We start from the raw sequence: 19,476 nt of genomic DNA, 5'->3' as shown, positions 1-19,476 counted from the left end.
AAATAGCGTAATTGGAAAAGATATTCTTTTACATTGGGCTCTTTTTGTAAAGAGTAGGCCTTATCATCTACAATGATGATAGGGTCTACAAGTCCGTGGAACAATCCTGACCAACCGGCGAAATGTAAAAAGTGATGAAAATGGGGTAACGGAGAGCCAAGAGCGTAGTAAGGATTTCTTGAACGATGAAGAAATATCGAAACTACTAGATGCTGCCAAAAAAGGCCGTCACAATATTCGAGATCACTTACTGTTGTTAATGATCTACCGACATGGTCTGAGAGTAAGTGAAGCAATATCTTTAAGAATATTTGATTTGAACCTTGCACAATCCCGGATCTGGATAGAACGATTGAAAAATGGTCTGTCAGTTGAACAGCCAATTGCCGGGGATGAGTTATGGTCAAAAAAAGTACCTTAATTCTCAAACTGATAACTTACCCTGGTTGTTTATTAGTGAACGAAATCAACCATCGACCAGACAATCTGTAAACTACATTATCAAGCAAGCGGCAAAGCGCTGTGGCTTAGATAATGTCATTAAGACACTCATGCGGATATTACCTGGCGAACCAAGGATATGACCTTCGGCTTATCCAAGATTACCTTGACCATTGAGCTCTAAAATATCCCGTTCATTATACGCGAGTAGCAGGATCACGCTTTGAAGAGATCTGGAGTTCCCGAAAGTCAGCATTTAGGCCTTAGAGAAATTACACCTCTTCTAAAAGGCTTGAAATTAAAGGCCTACAGAGGGTTAACCGAAAAATATCGCGTTTATGCACAAGACCCCATAATTGTGATTATGTACCAAACCTAAGACGTTTAAGGGCATATTTTTAATCTGGTAGACCTAAAATCAATCGTTCGTAAAATAACGTACTCTTCACCTGTAATAATAAATTGATTGAGTTTGCCATAGCGTGAACAGGCCTTGGCAACTAAAACAACTCTGAAAAAAACTAAAAAGACAGATACCCAAATTTAAAACTTTAAACGGTTACAGATAAACCTAATGAATACCACCGAGGCTTGACATTATATTCGACTAATTTTTGAGCAACAATATTTTGTATTAATAGGTGCACTTGAGCGGTTAAAAGGTAGATCAAACCTAATGAGAACGAGGTAAGTAAATAACAAACAGCGCGCCGCCCCATTGAGAAGTTTGAATCTCGCATTGACCGCCATGCCAAGCAACAATCTTAGCGACAATTGCTAACCCTAAGCCAAACCCGCCAGAACTTTTATTACGACTTTTTTCAAGTCGAGAAAAAGGTTCAAAGACTTTAGCGTGTTCTTTTTCATCAATACCTTTGCCGTCATCACCAACCAAAAGCATAATATGGCTTTGGGTTGCTTTTACACCTATATAAATGTTTTCTTGCCCATATTTATGGGCATTAATCATCAAATTTTGTAAGGCTCTTGCAATATAGTGACGTTCAGCAACTAAAGATAGCTGTGAAAAGGGGCAGTCTAATTCAATTTGTTTTTTGTGATCCGCTGCAATTTTTTCATTTGCTCATTCAATAAGGCAACTATATCAAATGGCTCAAACTGTAGCGTACTTTGTGCCATTTCTAAGCGCGCATAGCTAAGCATTTCATCAATCAACACTTCCATCTCAAGTACATCTTGCGACATTTGATACACCGGCTCAGGCGCTTGTTTTTCGAGCATTGCCAAAGCAAATTTTAAGCGGGCTAGGGGCGTGCGAAGTTCATGAGATACTGCATTGACTAAATGTTTTTGATTATTCATTAAATTTGCGACCTTTGTCGCCATAGTATGAAATTGACTCGTTAAGGTGGCAATTGCAGAAAACCGTGAAGGGGCAACTGAAATATTAAGTTGCCCCTTGGATAATTGTTCAGTCACATACTTAAGCTGCATCAAGTCTCGCCAAAGTGGGCGCAACCAAAACATAAGCAATACAGCCAAAAGTAAAAATGAGCATAACTTCAACAAGTACTTTGGCAGCAATACTTGTTCAGCGGGCTGAAATGGCCCCAGCTGAACCAAAGTAGCGTTATCTTTTAGTAAAAAAGACAGTAACGCATCGTTGCGCTCAGTATAAGTGGTGATCACATCACCTTGTAATAGCTGCTCACGCTGTTCTACTAACCAGGCAATTTCATCGATACTGTAACGTTGTATCGATGACGCAAGATGCGCAGGTTCAGACACACTGGCTTGCAAACTCTTGGCAACCTGCTTGGCATGGCGTAGGTCATCTGGTGCCTGATAAACCCAGTGTTGCCAAATGAATTCACTGCCTTGATTAATAGCAATAATACTTACAAAGACCACAAAATATAAACTGACCAACAAACGGATCATTGAGCACTTATCCCCAAGCTGACTTTGAACATAAGTAGCCTTTTCCCCAGACGGTGATCAATCGCTCTGGCTGCTCTAAATTATCATTAAGTTTTTTACGTAACCGGGAAACCCGTACATCTACGCTACGGTCTAAACCATCATATTCACGGCCAACCACATGTTTGTAAATGTGTTCTCTACTTTGAGTTTCGCCAGCATGGCTAGCCAATGCCCATAGCAAATCAAACTCATAGCTGGTTAACTCTATTTCTTGTTGCTGCAACATTACTTTGCGATTTGCTTTATCAATACTCAATTGACCTAAAGTCAATCGCTCACTATTACGTGACACTGCGCTATTGCGTCTCAATAGCGCATTTAAACGAGCCAGTAAAACATGCGGTTCAACTGGCTTTATCACATAATCATCAGCGCCAATTTCAAGCCCGCGCACTTGATCAAAGTCGCTATCTTTAGCAGTTAAAAATAAAATAGGCCCTTGATAGTCAGGCCGCACATGACGACAGACACTAAAACCATCTTGATTAGGAAGCATAATATCCAATATCACCACATCAGGCTGAGCATTCACAATCTGCTTGCAAGCTTTTTCACCATCGTGCACTTTGCTTACTTTAAAGCCATGGCTTTGCAAAAACTGGGCTGTCAACTCGGCCAAGCGTATATCATCTTCCACAAGCATCACATGGGCCATTAAAAAATACTCCAATCTGTTTTTAGTCTGCGCCGGTACTGGCGACTCATAGTCGCATTTACACTAATTTTCTGCTGTGCCAGCAACTCTTTTTTACTATCGAACAAACGAAAAACCATATTTTTTTGTAAAGAAATTTCAAGCTTTTCGGTTATCTTTTGCTGTGCGTGCCAACACTTTAATTTGATTTTCCCTTGATACAAACAAGCATCAGTAGGCACATCATTTTGCCAATACAGTTGTACTGTCATCTGACATAGTTCACCTAACTGCCTGACAATACATGTTACTGGCTTTATAGTTAATTGAGTGTGGCCAGAGCTCTTCCCTGCGGCCAATAGCTTTGTGCAACTTAACACCAAAATCAGCGCAACAGCAAAATACGCTTTAAAATTCATAAAGCCCTCCTACAAACATACTGCTCGCACTGTGACTTTTGAGTAATGGGCTATTGCTGATACCTGAACCGAAGAACTTATGCTTGGCGCTTACTTTTAATTGCCATTGTTTGTTCAAACGATAATTAAATGCTACGGATAAGAAAGGAGAAATGGTACTTTCTCCTCGATAATAAAAATGCGGGTCTAATTTGTCTTTAGTTCGTAAACCATAATAATAATCAACAAGTTGCTGACTTTGCCAGTGCGCCCCAAACTTGAATTGTAATTTTGCTGGTATATGTCTGGGCAGGTTAATTTGGTGGCTGTAACTAATCGTTGCATGTTGACCTTGGTAAACGCCACCTAGGTCTTTTAACCAATTAAATGTAAATTTACCTTGAGTGCCTGCATACCAATGCACTAACAAGCCACCATCCATGGTCCATTTACGTTTGGATATTTCATCTATACTGACTTTTGGTTTTACGGGCGACAAATCGTTTTCGCTGGCAGTACCATCAGGCAAAATACCAGAGTCTCCTTCGGAGCTACTCGTTTCAAGGTAACTCTCTGGCGCGATTAGATTACGAATATGAAAACGCTCAAAATAAGCTTGCTCTGTGTTTGGCTCCGCAATAATACTCACATCAAAATGTTTAGTATTCTTAAAGGTATAGCCAATCGTGGTATTATCTAAAAAAAACTTATCTCGGTAATAACTCACATACGGAAGCACCAACAAAGGTAAGTTTTCTCCACCAACCAGCGGGTTGGTCATCACCCCAGCGCCCACCGCAACAGAAAATTGCCATTGCCCAACCTCAACACACTCTTGTGATTTTGGCTCACACTGCTGTGCATTGACCTGTAACGCCAACATTAAACTCATCCACAATAGCAACTGCTTCAAACCAACCTCCTGCATGACTGCGACATCCACTCGTAAAAACCAACACCATCAAAAAGGTGATGAGCAATTATTTACTTTCACTTTCCAACAGAGCAGATGTAAATTTGCTTACCTTAGCTAATTTACCATCGTATTTGCAATTTACTATCTAGAGTAACACTTAATAACAATTCACACTTCAATGGTAACAGTTAATCTAGGCAAATTTTGTACAGTAATAATGACTCATTGATAAAAGGAGATATGTAATGTTCTACCCTCGTGTAATTACTATCGGTGTTACTTTATTACTCAGCGCTTGCTCTGATAGTAATAATGACAGTTCCGATAAAAAAACAACTACTTTACCGCAGCTTAGCGGTTTAAAAGTATCAACAACTGCGCTAAGTAAAGCCAGTACACAACAGTTTACTACACACCTTAAAAATGGTCTGTTTATGCGTCATTATGAGTATGCAACACCCACTAATAGCGGTGAAGTCAGTGCTGATGCAGCAGTAAGTAATAGCCAGTTTTCTAGTACGAATGTGCAAGAGCAAGGTGTTGATGAAGCCGATAGAATTAAGTACGACGGCCAGTACATGTATGTTAGTGCAAATACTGCTCAGAGCTTAACAAGCTCTGAGCAGTATCGTCAGTTTATTCGCATTATAAAGCGAGATGAGGCGGGTGGTTTAACACAAGTAAGTGATGTAACCAGTTCTAATACGCAATACCAAAAACAACAACTGTTCCTTAATAACAACACTCTCGCTGTGCTCAATCATGATATCGGCTGGTTTAGCGTTAGCTCACCGATGGTACAAACTCAAGAGGTAGCAAACACCTCAATAATGGCACCCACAGCGCAGCAGTTTGAGCTAAGTTTAATGGATGTAAGCATACCTGAACAGGCTTCTGTAAAGGCCCATTACACCATTGATGGTCAGCTTATTGATACGCGTGTTATAAACAATCAACTTTATATTGTTAGTAACTATTACCCTCAATTTGACGGCTTTGTTGGCACTGATAACAGTGAGCAGAGCAAACTAGCTGACTACCAAGCTTTACAAAACGAACAAATCAATAAACTACTCCCTGCAATTAAAAACAACCTTAATTCACAATCTAATCCATTATTCAGCTCTGATAATTGCTATATCAACGAAGGTGCAACAACAAATGATGGCTATGATGCCATTATGACTTTAACAAAAATATCGTTGACTGACCCAACACAGCAAAGCTCTATTTGTGTTAACACATATGTCGATGGTTTATATGCATCACAACAATCTCTTTATGCATACAGTACTGACTATACAGATGATGAAATAAACTCTGTCATTCATAAATTCAGCCTCACTGGAAACGCATTAGATTATAGTGCGACCGGCAAAGTAACTGGGCATTTTGGCTGGCGTAATCAGAATCTGCGTTTTAGTGAAGTACAGCAATATTTACGTGTTGTGACAAGCAGTGGTAACACCACGGATGGCTTAAATCACACACTCTTTACACTTGAACAACAAGGCAATGAGTTAGCCGTACTCAGCCAACTACCAAATGACCAACAACCAACACCTATCGGTAAAGTCAATTCAAAAGGCATTGTTGATGAGGATATTTATGCGGTTCGCTTTACCGACAGCCGTGCTTATGTAGTGACATTTAAGCAAACAGATCCTCTTTATGTGATTGACTTATCTAACGTTCAAATGCCAAATATTGCAGGTGCACTAGAAATACCGGGCTATTCTTCATATTTACACCCAATAAGCGACAGCTTGTTATTGGGGGTTGGTCAACATGTCGATGATCTGAGCGATGACACACCGGTGATCACACAGGGGGCTAAAGTAAGCTTGTTTGATATTAGTAATATCAATAACCCACAGCAGGTTAGCGAACATATTTTTGACAATGCCTATTCAGCAGTAGAAAGCAATTATCATGCATTTAGCTTTTTACCATTAGAAAATGGCCTGTACCGCTTCACGCTACCCATTGAAACTTGGCACACTGATAGCTCAGATCCTGTAACCAGTATATGGGCAAAAGACAATGCACTTGCTGCATTTGAACTTAATACCAATACGATACAAATGAACTATATGGGCAGCAGTATGATTTCTTATCCTGATAATGAAAATATCCCCTACATTTGGTCAGGCGATGATCGTGCCATTATCCATCAAGACGATTTATATTATTTCCATGGCAACTATATTTGGCAAAGTGACTGGCTAACGCCTGCCAAAAACACAGGTCCACACTAGTCTATTACAAAGATACCAGCACCTCGCTGGTATCTTCTTTTTATGACACTATTATTTTGCCATGGCATTTAACTTCAAATGAGCTAGCCCTCTAAAAGTTCAGTTATTTTTTTGCGAATCACAGGGTTGTGTGTTTTGCTGTACAACTGTTGAAGCCTAGCGATATTAAGCGCACTTAAGGCCTGCTGTGTTTCTAACATTGTCCGAGTAAATGCTGCTATATGCCGAGGCTCAGGAGATGATAAAAGCGCAGATACAACTTCATCTTGATAATGCTCATGCTTACTCAAAACTTTGATACTATTAAGTTTTGCTGTGCCATCATCACTGTGTAATAACGGAGGTAATTGCGCAAGTAAACTCGGATCTCTACTATTTGCAACCGCTAAAACTGTGGTTGATAAACTCGTTTGCTCTGATAAATTTTGCTGCAAATAGTTTTTTATACTGATAGCTTGTTCGGGTGAAAAATAAGCCATTGTACCCAAGCTTAAAAGAGCTGTATTAGCCGCTTGGTGGGAAGGCTGCTCAGCAATTAATTGCAACGCCTGTAATGACAATGCGCTGGATGCGCCAAAGCGGCCCAATGCCATAGCCAATTTATGCTTATCTAAGTCTGCGGTTTGTTCAAACTGTAGTAAATCTACCAACATCGCTTCAGCCTGAGGCGTTTGCAGTTTTTGCAGCGCATATATAATAGCGGAACTAGAATCTGGCATAGCATCAAGCAGTGCTTGTATTTCATAGGCATTGTAATTGTCCACTAAGTATTGTCCAACCGCTCGTGCCAGCTCTGCTGACAAAGAAACCTTTAGCTCAACGAGCGCATCTTCAAATGTTTGCTTATTAGTAACTTGTATTCTCTTAGACTGAAGTTGGTCAGCCTCTATGCCTGCATTTACATTATCAGCCTGCTTAGCTAGCATCAGTGATCGACTAGGTGCTTTAGTCACAGTCACACTCTGCTCAACAATATAATTTTGCTGCGGTTGTAACCAATACCGTGTATTCACATAGTTAAGCTGCGCTATCTCACCTGAGTTATTTAATGATAACCGCCAATCTTGCTGTTCTTTTTGGGGTTTATGGTTAGCATTCAGGTAAGCCTGTTTTTCAACTGTGCGCACAATTGTGTTATTTACTCTTTGATAACGATAAGTTGCTTGTCCCTGCGGCTGCTTTAAGGTTAAAGGGTGATTGATATCGTAACTCAACAAATCAAACAACTGCTTTGTTACCTGTAACGTATGCTCAGCAGGGAGGCCGAGCAAATCTAGCTGCGCAAAGCGATTTTGTGTGTATGCTATTTTAAACGGCAATGTGCTTACCAGTGACACGGGTTTACTGTCTTGTGAATAACGAATATCGCTTAACTGCCCGAGAAGTAGTTCAGTATTGGGTTGTGCTTGCAGTTGCATGTGCCAACTAAGCTGCGAATGAGACAGTAAAACTTGCTTATCACTGCGAATGGATGAATCAACTGATACAAAAAAACTCAAAGGTTGAGTCTGTTCATGATTTACTTCATCACTAAGAGATACTTTTTGATATTGTGTCTTCTCTGAGTGTGGTTCATAAGATAAATAACCCCCTATAGATACAACTGCAATCACTAAAAGAATCGCTGAATACACTTTAATTTTCATAAAAACTCCAAAAAATGGCGGCAGCTGCCGCCAAGTAAAAATTAAAGCTGTTCCCAGCTAGGACTAGCATATTGGTACAATGTTCTTTCACGCTCATAAAGTGGATCCCACTTCATGATATCAACATGAAACTGCAACAATCCCCAAAACTTTTTACAGTAGCCTTGTATTTTACCGTCACCACCTGACAGCTTACCGGATACTTTAAGCTCCAAAAAACCTTCCTCAAGTACTTGTTCATTTACAGTCACACGACGGATACCAGCTTCAACGTAGCCTTTGCCTTTTACTTTCAGTAAGCTTAGTTTTCCTTTTACGCCCGCTTCAGAGATACCATGGCCAAAAGAGCCATATGCAGAGCTTGATACCACGCCCCCAACATAAGGCTCTACTGATGCATAGATGTAATCTGGACGACGAACGCCGTCGACTTCAAAAGGCTCTTCATTACCATGACCACCAACGACACCGCCAACCGTGAAATCAGCACCAGCTTCAATACCAGCACCAAATTTAACCCCAAGCTTTAACAAGCCAAGTGGGTCCAGCGGCAGCTCAAGTTTTGGTTTAATAGGCTCTGGGATCAGGTCAAAGTAATACTCTACAGGATAAGTTACTGATGCATTCAGTAAGTCATCACAGTTTGGCTCAAATGCTGCGACTGAATCGTCACCTACTGTTAGGTTAAAACTCATACCCTGAGTGCATTCTAACTTTGATGGGTTAAAAGAGAACTCAACAAAACCAACCGCCATTTTAAAATTACGGTTATGCAGTTTCAGCCAATTACCAGCCTGATAGAAACCGCTAGTTGCACCATTAGCCACACTGTCAACAAACATCCAACCTTGCTGATCTCGATATTGATGAGTGCGCCCTACAGCATTATTCTTGTTCACCACTCGCGCTGACTGCTCTACAAAACCAGGGTCTTTATATAAAGAGGCCTGAGCTGGTGCAATAACTAACCCGCCTAATAGCGCAGAAAAGCACATAGAAGTAATTGTTTTCATTATTTTTCCTGTATTTATATTTAAGATGTGTATGTAGGCTGCGCAGCCAAGCGCTAATATAGATGTTGATATTTACATTTAAGTTACAATTATACCTAATTATGAACCATTTCATAAATAACAGACTTTTGCATGAGGTTTAGAGTATTACTTCAAAGCAACATAAATAGTATAAAAAACAAGCACATTTACCAAAGAACACAACGAAAAACATTACTAACGATTAGTAATAGTAGGAGGGGTTACCCCTTGAACCCGAAGTAGGTCATCAAGGTAAGCTTTTGTTTTAAGCTGGGCAGTTTCTGGCAACCACCGTAAATGGGCGTGATAAAAATCAATATGTTGATACGTCTGTGTAATAGCCTTATCTAATTTTTGCAAAAACAATCGACTTTGTTCAGTATCATTACACATCCAATGACCAATCACATATTTAGGAGAACCTGCAATATCATATGCACGTAAGTCGGTCGGGTTGTTTTGTAAGTGCCGGAAAATAGCAGCTGGAAAGCCTAAATAAAAATCAGCTCGATGGCGCTTAAACATATGAAAAGTCATGTCATAATGGTTTGTCCCATCACGAAGCACTTTGTTATTACCAGGTATATTACGTACTTGCTTATCAAGAAATTCACCATAGGACATTGATGGCGTCAATACTATCAAAGCGCTTTTGTACTTATAAAACACGTTAGCTAATGACTCAACTTCTCCATCAGCATTAAGTAAAGATGAGCCAAGCGGAACAGCTTGCTTATGTTGGTACAAACGATGACTCAAGTAGATATTAACGGGCAAACTAAACAAAAACTTACTGAGCCTACTAGGCGTTTTTATACGATTTTGTACACATATAGCATCTTCACTTTCATGCATTGCTCTTAGTGCTCTTTTATAACTGGCAGGAACTAGCGTTATCAGTTCCTTTTTCAAAGCATTTATTACGAGTAAGTTGGTATTATTAGCAATTCCAGTTGGCGGCTTTTCCTGACGTAGCACACTCAAATCCACCTCATCATCAACGTATAATTGCGCAGCCTGAGCAAAGCTAAAACATATACAGTAAAATAAAAATGCAATACAACTATACACAATCAACTACAACGCTCTTTTTAAAAAACTTTTAAAAGCATAGGCCAATATTGATGCAATATGCCACTTCTATAAACACAAAACGATTATTTTAGTTATCACTATCAAAGCTTTTTATGGGTGTATATTAATAAGTGCGTTTAATTTTCAGTAGGTGTGAGTAGACGTATCAACTCATCCAAATAGGCATTGGTTTGCTTTTGTGAGGTTTTAGGAAGCCACTGGAGGTGTGCGTCATAAAATGATGCTTGCTTATAAATATGCACCATGAGTGAATTAAATAAAGCTAAAAACGCTTTGCTGCTTTCATTATTATTACACATCCAATAACCAATAATATATCTAGGGGCGTTAGCCACATGATACTCTCGATATGCAACTTGCTCTTCTTGCAAACGACGATAAACTTCTGCAGGATAACCAAGTAAGAAATCTGCACGCTTGGATCTAAACAAATTATACATGTCATCATATGGGTTACTGCCAACACGGTATATTTTATTTTCACGTGCTATATTAGCAAATTGCTTATCAAAAAACGGCCCATACGACATGGTTGGAGTAAATACAATCAAAGCATCTGTATGTACATCAAACAATTGAGGCAATGACTTTATTTCACCTTCTTCAGTTAGTATAAGCTCAGATAAAGGCGGCTCAGAGGCATGTTGATAAAGCCTTCGACTCAAATAGATACTAACAGGCAAACTAAACAAAAATTCATTTAAACGTGATTTATTTTTTACTTTGTTTGCGATACAAACCGCTTTTTCACTGGTGCGCATTGCTTTCAAAGCGCGCGGGTAACTGGCTGGCACAAATGTTATTTGATTTGACGGCAGAGCATTAATAATTAAAAAATTAGTGCTATTTGCAATGTTCGTAGTAGGGTTAAATCCTTGATAAATAATAAAGTCATTTTCATCGCCAACATAGAGTTGTACAGCAAACGCATAACACCCCCCTAATAAACATGGCAAAAACCACACAACTTTAATTAAATAATTACCCACAACAAATGCCAAGAACAAACAACTGGTTTATTAATGATAGAACAACAAGTGAAGAAAATGCCAGCTAAGCGCTGGCATTTAGAGTTAAATGACGCCCAAACAGTTATGGCTATTTACTGTGTTTATCAAACCACCATTGAATATAAGCTACCTTATTCATTAAATTAGATGGCCTAGCCGTAATACCATGCGATGCATCAGGAATTCGAACCATTGCCGTTTCCACACCTTGCAGCTTGAGCGCTTGATAATACTGCTCAGTTTCTGAAATTGGCGTACGGTAGTCAGCATCCCCTGTAAGCAACATTGTTGGCGTTTTAACATTGCCGACATAGCTAATAGGTGAGCGCTTCATATAATGCTCAGTATGTTCCCAAGGTTTACCTGGGAACCAATAATCAGCAAAATAGGGATAAAAGTCGGCAGTCAGTACAAAGCTAAACCAATTTATCACGGGCTTTGCAACAACCGCTGCAGCAAATCTGTCAGTATGCCCAACCGTCCATGCAGTCAATACGCCACCACCAGAGCCTCCGGTTACAAATAAACGCTCTTCATCGATAAAACCCTTTTCGATTAGAACATCAACCCCAGTCATCAAATCATCAAAATCATTACTCGGATAATTGTGATGAATGGTTTGTGCAAACGCCTTACCATATGAATCACTACCTCGTGGGTTCATATACAGTACCACATTGCCTTTGGCTGCAAATAGCTGTGCTTCAGCACTAAAGTGAGGACCATAATTAGCAACCGGTCCACCGTGTATCTCCAATACGAGAGGGTATTTTTTAGCACTATCAAAATTTGGTGGGTAAACAATCCAACCTTGTATATCTAATTGGTCATACTTAGATTTAACCCATAATTCTTCTACTTTGCCCAGCGCCTTATTACCTAACGCATCTTCATTTAAGTGTGTTAGGCGCTGTGTTTTTCCACGCTTTACCAAAGCGACGTCTGCTGGCCTTTGTGTATCAGCCATGGTAAATGCAATATCACCTTTGACGCTTACATCAAAATCACCACCAGAATAAGGTCGACCAAACGACACGCTACCCACTTTTTCCGTGATCACTTTCGACTTACCTTTGAGAGGTTGGTGTGCCACCACTGTTTGCCCTTGTGAGTCATAACTGTAAAAAAGACCTCTGCTTTTACTGTCCCATTGAATACTCTCAATGTTCCGGTCAAGTTTTTCACTCAACACACGGCTTTCACCTTTATCTAAATCAAGCACATAGATATTTGTGTTTTCATAGTTTGTACGTTTATCGTCATAACCAAGATACGCAAGTAATCGGCCATTAGGCGACACAGCAGGAGAGCTATCTGGACCAATGCGATCAGTCACCGCTTTGATCTCTAGCGATTTAATATCTAACGCATACACTTCTGAATTGGTGATCTTTAATTCATGTTCACGATGGCGATTTGCAGAGAAATATATCGTCTCACCATCAGGGCTAAAACTCACATTGCCGCCATGATTAAATTGACCTGATGTTAATTGCTGCGCATTCCCTCCATTTGCATCAATTTTAAATAGGTGTGTAAACCCAGTTTTGTTATAACCTGCACCATCTGCACGATAAAAAACATCATCAATAAAAATAGGAGGTTTTGCCCAGTTAGCACCTTTAGGTTTACCCTTTAAACTTACTGGCGTTTTGGCAGGCTCAGGCACAAATTGGCTAAATACAATACTCTTACCATCTGGCGCCCAATGCAGTGCTCTTGGTGACTGTGTTAAATTACTAATTTTAGCAACAGCACCCGATGTAAGCCATTTAACATATATTTGGCTACTACCATCGCGGGTTGAGATAAAAGCTAGACGATCACCTTGAGGTGAAAGTTCAGGTGCATAATCAATATGTACACCACTAGTAACAGGCAACATTTGCTTGCTCTTTACATTCACAGACCAGATGTTACTGACTTTTTTATCAGTTTTAATATCCATTCGATTACGAACAAAAAAAACCAGCTCAGCATCATGGCTAAACTCAATTTGATTAGCATACTCTAAGTCGAATACATCTTCCAACTGTAGTGATTTTTCGCTGGCAAAAGCGCTACTAATAAAAAGGCTAGCACCCACTGCTATTAAACTACGTTTCATCTGAGCTCCATTTCTTTTGAGAATTAAGTTTAAATAAAATCCTAATAACATTGCTGGGTCAATTATTTGCGATCAAAGTTCACTATTTAACTTCTAACCACTGCTGAGCAATATTTAATTCATATCTTACCGCCATTGTGCATGCTGTAAGGGTAAACGCATTACTTGTGGCGTAACATATAAATAAAAAATAATTGGACTGCGATAATCACAATTCCTTAAGCAATGTTAATATCGTACTTTAAAACACATACTGTAAAGGGGGTTAACACTTCGCTTATTCGTCAATACTCGAAATAAATTTAGGTGACCTTCTAACCTTTGTCGCTTGCTCAAAAGCATACCCAATTTCAATTAAAGTTCCTTCTTGATGAGCCGTGCTAAAAAATGAGATACCCAGAGGTAGCGAACGATAAAATGCCATTGGCACCGTAATACTCGGATAACCAGCTATTGCAGCAGGGCTTGAACTAGCCCCGGTGTATTGGTCGCCATTAACCGTGTCAATCACCCAAGCGGGTCCATTGGTCGGTGCTACAATGGCATCTAGCTTATGCTCCGCCATTAACGCATCAATGCCTTGAGTACGGGCTTTATCAGCAACCAATTTTTTAGCTGTTATATAAGCTTCGCTCTCTAGCCCACCTTTTTGCTGAGCCATTTCAAATAGGCCTTGATTAAAATAACTGTCGGCCAATAAGGTATTAAATGCGATAAGTTGCTCAAGCGATTTTACTTTTACTTGTTCAGGTGTATTAGCCAAATATTCGTTTACATCGTGTTTAAAGTCATATAGTAAAATATCAAACTCCGCTTGAGAGAGTTCATTTTGATGTTCCAAAGTGAGGTTATCAACCACAATAGCCCCCTCAATTTTTAGTACAGTAATAGCTTGCTCAAATGCTTGGCTTGCCACAGGATTAAAATCGCTAACGTTGCGCGCTATACCAATACGCTTACCTTTCAAGCCATCTTTATTTAGGTGCTTTTGATAATGGTTTGGCGCGGTGTCAGCCATAACCTCAAGTAATACCGCCGCATCTTGCACTGAACGAGTCATGGGGCCCGCAGCATCTTGAGAATGAGACAGAGGTACAATACCTTTGCCAGATACCAAGCCTACGGTTGGCTTCAAGCCCACTAATGAATTGTGTGCTGCTGGACAAGTTATAGAACCATCAGTTTCAGTTCCAACAGCAACAACTGCTAAATTTGCCGCAACCGCTACAGCAGATCCTGAACTTGAACCACATGGCGTTCGATTCAAAACATAAGGGTTTTTTGTTTGTCCACCTACATCACTCCAACCGCTTGAACTATGAGTTGACTTAAAGTTAGCCCATTCACTTAAATTTGCTTTGCCTAAAATGATAGCACCTGCTTTTTTAAGCTTTGCAACCAATTCAGCATCTTGCTGAGCATAATTGTGTTCAAGAGCAACAGCCCCTGCCGTGGTGGGCGTATTGCCTGCTGTTTCAATATTATCTTTTAATACAATTGGCATTCCATAAAGTAAACTATGTTCAGTGTTTTGATCATGCTCAGCATCTTTTTGTTTGGCATGCATCAAAGCTTGCTGATTGACATTAATGATAGCGTTGAGCTTAGGCCCATTAACATCTAACTCATCAATACGTGAAAGATAGAACTGTGTTATCTGTTGATAACTTAGCTGGTTTTGATCAACCAGCTGCTGAAGCTCAGCCAAACTATATTCTTCTAGTTTTAATGTATTGTTTTGCGCCAAGCAGTTTGTGCTAAACAACGCACAGACTGCTGTGGAAAAAAACAACATTGAATATTTTTTGAAAAGCATATCTCTTATTCCATTAACTGAATTAGGCTTTTCATAGTTCTCTAATATTAGCTGTTTAGCAAGTGTTTTAGACCCTTAAAAAGAAACAGCCAAACATCTGTTTGGCTGCTACTTAACCTTAGTGTGCTAATTAGCCTGTGCTTTGTATTTTAAACGATAAGCATGCAGCAGTGGCTCTGTATAACCATTTGGTTGCTTTTCACCTTCAAATACCAAAGCTTGGGCAGCTTGATAAGCAAGGTTATCATCTAGTAAATGTTTATCCGATACCAAAGGCTGATAGTGCTCATCATGCTCATTTTGACTATCTACTATGTATGCCATTCGCTTAAATGTATCGCGAACCTGCTGATGCGTACAAATACCATGTTTTAACCAGTTTGCAATATGTTGACTAGATATTCGTAATGTTGCTCTATCTTCCATCAAGCCAACATGGTTCATATCTGGTACTTTGGAGCAACCAACACCTTGATCAATCCAGCGTACAACATACCCCAAAATCCCTTGAATATTATTTTCAAGTTCAATTTGGATATCTTCTTTACTCAGCGTGTGCTCTAACATTAATGGAGGCGTCAATAAATCATCTAACGATGATTGTTGACGTGTCTTAAGCGCCTGCTGTGTCGCAAATACATCAACGTAATGATAATGCATTGCATGTAACGTTGCAGCAGTTGGAGAAGGAACCCAAGCAGTATTGGCACCTGATTCTAAATGAGCTTGCTTTTGTTGCATCATCAACGCCATCTTATCTGGCATAGGCCACATACCTTTACCTATTTGCGCCTTACCACTAAAACCACACGCAAGACCAATATCGACATTACGATTTTCGTAAGCCTCGATCCAAGGTTGAGATTTAATTTGCGCTTTAGGTAACACTGCACCAGCTAACATTGAGGTATGGATCTCATCACCCGTTCTATCCAAAAAGCCAGTATTGATAAATACCACGCGAGATTTTGCCTGTGCAATACATGCTTTAAGATTCACAGAGGTTCGACGCTCCTCATCCATAATACCTAACTTAATCGTATTAGGTGAAAGCTTTAATAACGCTTCCACTTCACTAAACAACTGCTGTGTAAATGATACTTCTTCAGGACCATGCATTTTAGGTTTGACAATATTAATACTGTGCGCGCTAGTGTTATGCACGGCACTGTTGCCTTTTAAATCATGCACAGCACATAGTGATGTAATAACGGCATCCATGATCCCTTCAAATATTTGCTCGCCATGTTTATCAACTATGGCTGGACTGCGCATCAAATGGCCCACATTACGAACAAACATCATACTGCGCCCTTTAAGTGTTATACGCTCTGACTCTTTACTGGTATAGCTTCTATCAAGATTGAGCTTACGTGTTAACGACTTTCCTTGTTTAATAAAAGATTCAGACAACGTACCTTTCATTAGCCCCAACCAATTTTGATAAACATGTACTTTATCTTGCGCATCAACTGCAGCAACAGAGTCTTCACAATCCATAATCGTAGTAAGAGCAGATTCCAACAACACATCTTTAACACCTGCTTTATCTGCTTGGCCTACAGCACTGTGAGGATCAATTTGGATCTCGATATGAAGATCATGATGTTTGAGTAAAATCGCACTAGGGTTCTGGGCTTGACCCTGATAGCCGATAAATTGAGTTTCGCAAGCAAGCTTAACTTGAGTCGTATCATTTAATGTCACAAGCAACTGCCCATCTACCACGCTGTAGTTTGTGCTCTCTATGTGTGAACCATGATATAACGGCACCGCTTTATCTAAAAACTGACGTACATACGCCATCACTTTAAAACCACGTACAGGGTTATAACTTAATGTTTTTTCTGCACCTTCATCTTCACTGAGTACATCAGTGCCATACAGAGCGTCATACAGCGAACCCCAACGAGCATTCGCAGCATTGAGCGCAAACCTTGCATTACTTACAGGTACAACGAGTTGAGGTGCCGCAGTCAACGCTATTTCAGGCTCTACTAATTGCGTATCAATATGAACCTCATTTGGCTGCGGCTGTAAATAGCCAATATCTTCTAAAAATGTCCGATATTGAGAGCGATTCCATTGCGGATGCTGCTGATGATAAGCATCTATTTGTTGCTGAAGTAACTCCCTTTTACTTAATAGCGCCTTATTCAAGGGAGACAAAGTATCTATGATACAGGCAAAGCCTTGCCAAAAAGCATTTTGCTCTAATCCAGTATCAGGTAAAGCGTGTAGATTTATAAAGTCGTATAACCGCTTATCTATGGTTAATCCAGCTTGTTGTACGCTTGCTTGCATAGCTATGGTCCTAAGTCGAGTTTGAACGGGTTTAAAATAACCATATCGCATTTAAGCTTAAAACGAACCCCAAAAGTCATTCACGAAAAATATACTCACAATAAAAACTATAAATTTAAAAAATCTTACTTTCGAGCCTAGTGTGTAATTAAGCGCCAACGGCCTTGGCTTGTGCGCAACTCTCACAACTAAAAATAGCTTAACTCGTTCGAAGGAATTTAATTATGACTCGTTATCAATCACAGCTCGATAAGTTCTCTACCTTGTGTCAAACAAATGGCAAAGCTTGGCAGTCAATTAGTCCTGACTTTGCAAGCCGTATGAATCTACAAAACCGCTTTAAAACTGGTCTCGACATTGCCAAATATACAGCTAAAGTGATGCGTGAAGATATGGATGCTTATGACCAAGACAGCAGTCAATACACCCAATCTCTAGGATGCTGGCATGGCTTTACTGCTCAGCAAATGATGATGGCGATTAAAAGGCATCAAAAAACCACTAAGCGCTCATATGTTTATCTTAGTGGCTGGATGGTTGCTGCTCTGCGCTCTGAGTTTGGTCCATTACCAGATCAAAGTATGCACGAGAAAACATCAGTTCCCGCGTTGATTGAAGAGATTTATACCTTCTTAAAGCAAGCAGATGCAAGAGAGTTAGATCATTTGTATCGAGAGCTTGATGAAGCAAAGCAGGCGGGGGCGGATAGCCAAGAAATTATTAATAAAATAGACAACTATGAAACCCACATAGTGCCTATTATCGCAGATATCGATGCAGGCTTTGGTAATGAAGAGGCGACCTATTTATTAGCAAAAAAAATGATAGAAGCGGGTGCATGTGCTATCCAAATCGAAAACCAAGTATCTGATGCCAAACAATGTGGCCATCAGGCTGGCAAAGTGACTGTTCCTCATGAAGATTTTTTGGCAAAAATTAACGCAGTTCGCTACGCATTTTTAGAGCTGGGCGTAGAAGATGGCATTATCGTTGCGCGTACAGACTCATTAGGTGCTAGCCTGACGCAAAAAATTCCAGTGTCAAAAGAACCTGGCGATCTAGCAAGTCAATACACCGCATTTTTAGATACCACGCCAGTTAATAGTCCTGATGACTTAAACGATGGTGAAATGGCCATGAAATTAGGCGGTAAACTCTGTAAGCCAGTACGCTTAGATAATGGGCTATATCAATTTAGAGCTGGTACTGAAAAAGACCGAGTTGTACTCGATTGCGTTACAAGCCTACAATCAGGTGCCGACTTGTTGTGGATTGAAACCGAAAAACCACATGTTCAGCAAATTGCTGAATTAGTAAACCGCATTAAAGAGCAAGTACCAAATGCCAAATTGGTATACAACAATTCACCTTCATTTAACTGGACACTCAAATTTAGAGAGCAAGTTTATGCGCAATGGCAACAAGAGGGTAGAGACTTAACCAACTATCCAGATCCTAAGCAAGATGCAAAAGCACTGATGGCCCCACAGTTAGATAGCTCTGAATTAGCAATTGCTGCAGATGAGTTAGTACAAAACTTCCAGCGCGATGGTGCACGTGAAGCAGGAATATTCCATCACTTAATTACACTACCTACATACCACACAGCCGCACTAAGCACAGATATTCTGGCGGAAGGTTACTTTGGTGACTTAGGAATGCTTGCTTATGTTCGCGATGTACAAAGACAAGAAATTCGTCGTGAGCAAGCGTCCGTTAAACACCAAGATTTGGCAGGTTCAAACATTGGCGATACACACAAAGAGTACTTTTCAGGTGAGAATGCCCTTAAAGCCGGCGGCGAAGCAAACACCATGAATCAATTTTAGTACACAAACATTCCAATCAATGATGCTTATTAGTAAAGGGGTCT

At 40.0% G+C, this 19,476-nt stretch carries 15 protein-coding genes; 3 read left to right on the top strand and 12 right to left on the bottom strand.

The window, feature by feature from the left end; genetic code table 11:
• Positions 1-178 precede the first annotated feature (178 nt).
• A complete protein-coding gene (locus SANK73390_RS01375) occupies positions 179-421 on the top strand; it encodes a tyrosine-type recombinase/integrase (protein ID WP_462762590.1) in 243 nt (80 codons plus the stop codon).
• 693 nt (positions 422-1,114) lie between these two features.
• Here SANK73390_RS01375 and SANK73390_RS01370 read toward each other — a convergent pair.
• The 5 genes from SANK73390_RS01370 to SANK73390_RS01350 form a co-directional block, all read right to left on the bottom strand.
• Complete coding sequence (locus SANK73390_RS01370) at positions 1,115-1,411, bottom strand: ATP-binding protein (RefSeq protein WP_462762587.1); 297 nt, start codon at positions 1,409-1,411, stop codon at positions 1,115-1,117.
• Between the two features lie 68 nt (positions 1,412-1,479).
• A complete protein-coding gene (locus SANK73390_RS01365) occupies positions 1,480-2,343 on the bottom strand; it encodes a histidine kinase dimerization/phospho-acceptor domain-containing protein (RefSeq protein WP_462762585.1) in 864 nt (287 codons plus the stop codon).
• Positions 2,344-2,350: 7 nt separating this feature from the next.
• On the bottom strand, positions 2,351-3,040 hold the full coding sequence (locus tag SANK73390_RS01360) for a response regulator (protein WP_261595345.1): 690 nt from the start codon (positions 3,038-3,040) through the stop codon (positions 2,351-2,353).
• Complete coding sequence (locus SANK73390_RS01355) at positions 3,040-3,438, bottom strand: DUF3019 domain-containing protein (protein ID WP_462762582.1); 399 nt, start codon at positions 3,436-3,438, stop codon at positions 3,040-3,042. Before SANK73390_RS01355 ends, SANK73390_RS01360 begins: the two co-directional genes overlap by 1 nt.
• Positions 3,428-4,330: a MipA/OmpV family protein gene (locus SANK73390_RS01350; RefSeq protein WP_462762579.1), complete on the bottom strand. Its 903-nt coding sequence runs from the start codon at positions 4,328-4,330 to the stop codon at positions 3,428-3,430. Before SANK73390_RS01350 ends, SANK73390_RS01355 begins: the two co-directional genes overlap by 11 nt.
• A 248-nt stretch (positions 4,331-4,578) precedes the next feature.
• On the opposite strand from SANK73390_RS01350, the gene SANK73390_RS01345 reads away from it, so the two are divergent.
• A complete protein-coding gene (locus SANK73390_RS01345) occupies positions 4,579-6,591 on the top strand; it encodes a beta-propeller domain-containing protein (RefSeq protein WP_462762578.1) in 2,013 nt (670 codons plus the stop codon).
• 83 nt (positions 6,592-6,674) lie between these two features.
• On the opposite strand, the gene SANK73390_RS01340 is transcribed toward SANK73390_RS01345, so the two are convergent.
• The 7 genes from SANK73390_RS01340 to SANK73390_RS01310 form a co-directional block, all read right to left on the bottom strand.
• A complete protein-coding gene (locus tag SANK73390_RS01340) occupies positions 6,675-8,237 on the bottom strand; it encodes a hypothetical protein (RefSeq protein ID WP_462762575.1) in 1,563 nt (520 codons plus the stop codon).
• Positions 8,238-8,278: 41 nt separating this feature from the next.
• Entirely contained in the window at positions 8,279-9,250 is a 972-nt protein-coding gene (locus SANK73390_RS01335) for a hypothetical protein (RefSeq protein ID WP_462762572.1), read from the bottom strand.
• Positions 9,251-9,466: 216 nt separating this feature from the next.
• Entirely contained in the window at positions 9,467-10,342 is an 876-nt protein-coding gene (locus SANK73390_RS01330) for a hypothetical protein (protein WP_462762569.1), read from the bottom strand.
• A 140-nt stretch (positions 10,343-10,482) separates the two neighbouring features.
• Entirely contained in the window at positions 10,483-11,355 is an 873-nt protein-coding gene (locus SANK73390_RS01325) for a hypothetical protein (RefSeq protein WP_462762566.1), read from the bottom strand.
• A gap of 109 nt (positions 11,356-11,464) precedes the next feature.
• Complete coding sequence (locus tag SANK73390_RS01320) at positions 11,465-13,483, bottom strand: S9 family peptidase (protein ID WP_462762563.1); 2,019 nt, start codon at positions 13,481-13,483, stop codon at positions 11,465-11,467.
• A 277-nt stretch (positions 13,484-13,760) separates the two neighbouring features.
• Positions 13,761-15,299 carry an amidase gene (locus tag SANK73390_RS01315; protein WP_462762561.1) on the bottom strand — a complete coding sequence of 513 codons (1,539 nt, stop codon included), beginning with the start codon at positions 15,297-15,299 and terminating at the stop codon, positions 13,761-13,763.
• Between the two features lie 126 nt (positions 15,300-15,425).
• A complete protein-coding gene (locus SANK73390_RS01310; protein WP_462762559.1) occupies positions 15,426-17,603 on the bottom strand; it encodes a malate synthase G in 2,178 nt (725 codons plus the stop codon).
• A gap of 224 nt (positions 17,604-17,827) precedes the next feature.
• On the opposite strand from SANK73390_RS01310, the gene SANK73390_RS01305 reads away from it, so the two are divergent.
• A complete protein-coding gene (locus SANK73390_RS01305) occupies positions 17,828-19,432 on the top strand; it encodes an isocitrate lyase (protein ID WP_462762556.1) in 1,605 nt (534 codons plus the stop codon).
• Positions 19,433-19,476: the final 44 nt, after the last annotated feature.

It is taken from the genome of Pseudoalteromonas sp. SANK 73390 (assembly GCF_054966645.1).
The sequence above is the reverse complement of the archived record's forward strand: the minus strand, read 5'-3'. Positions and strand labels throughout refer to the sequence as shown.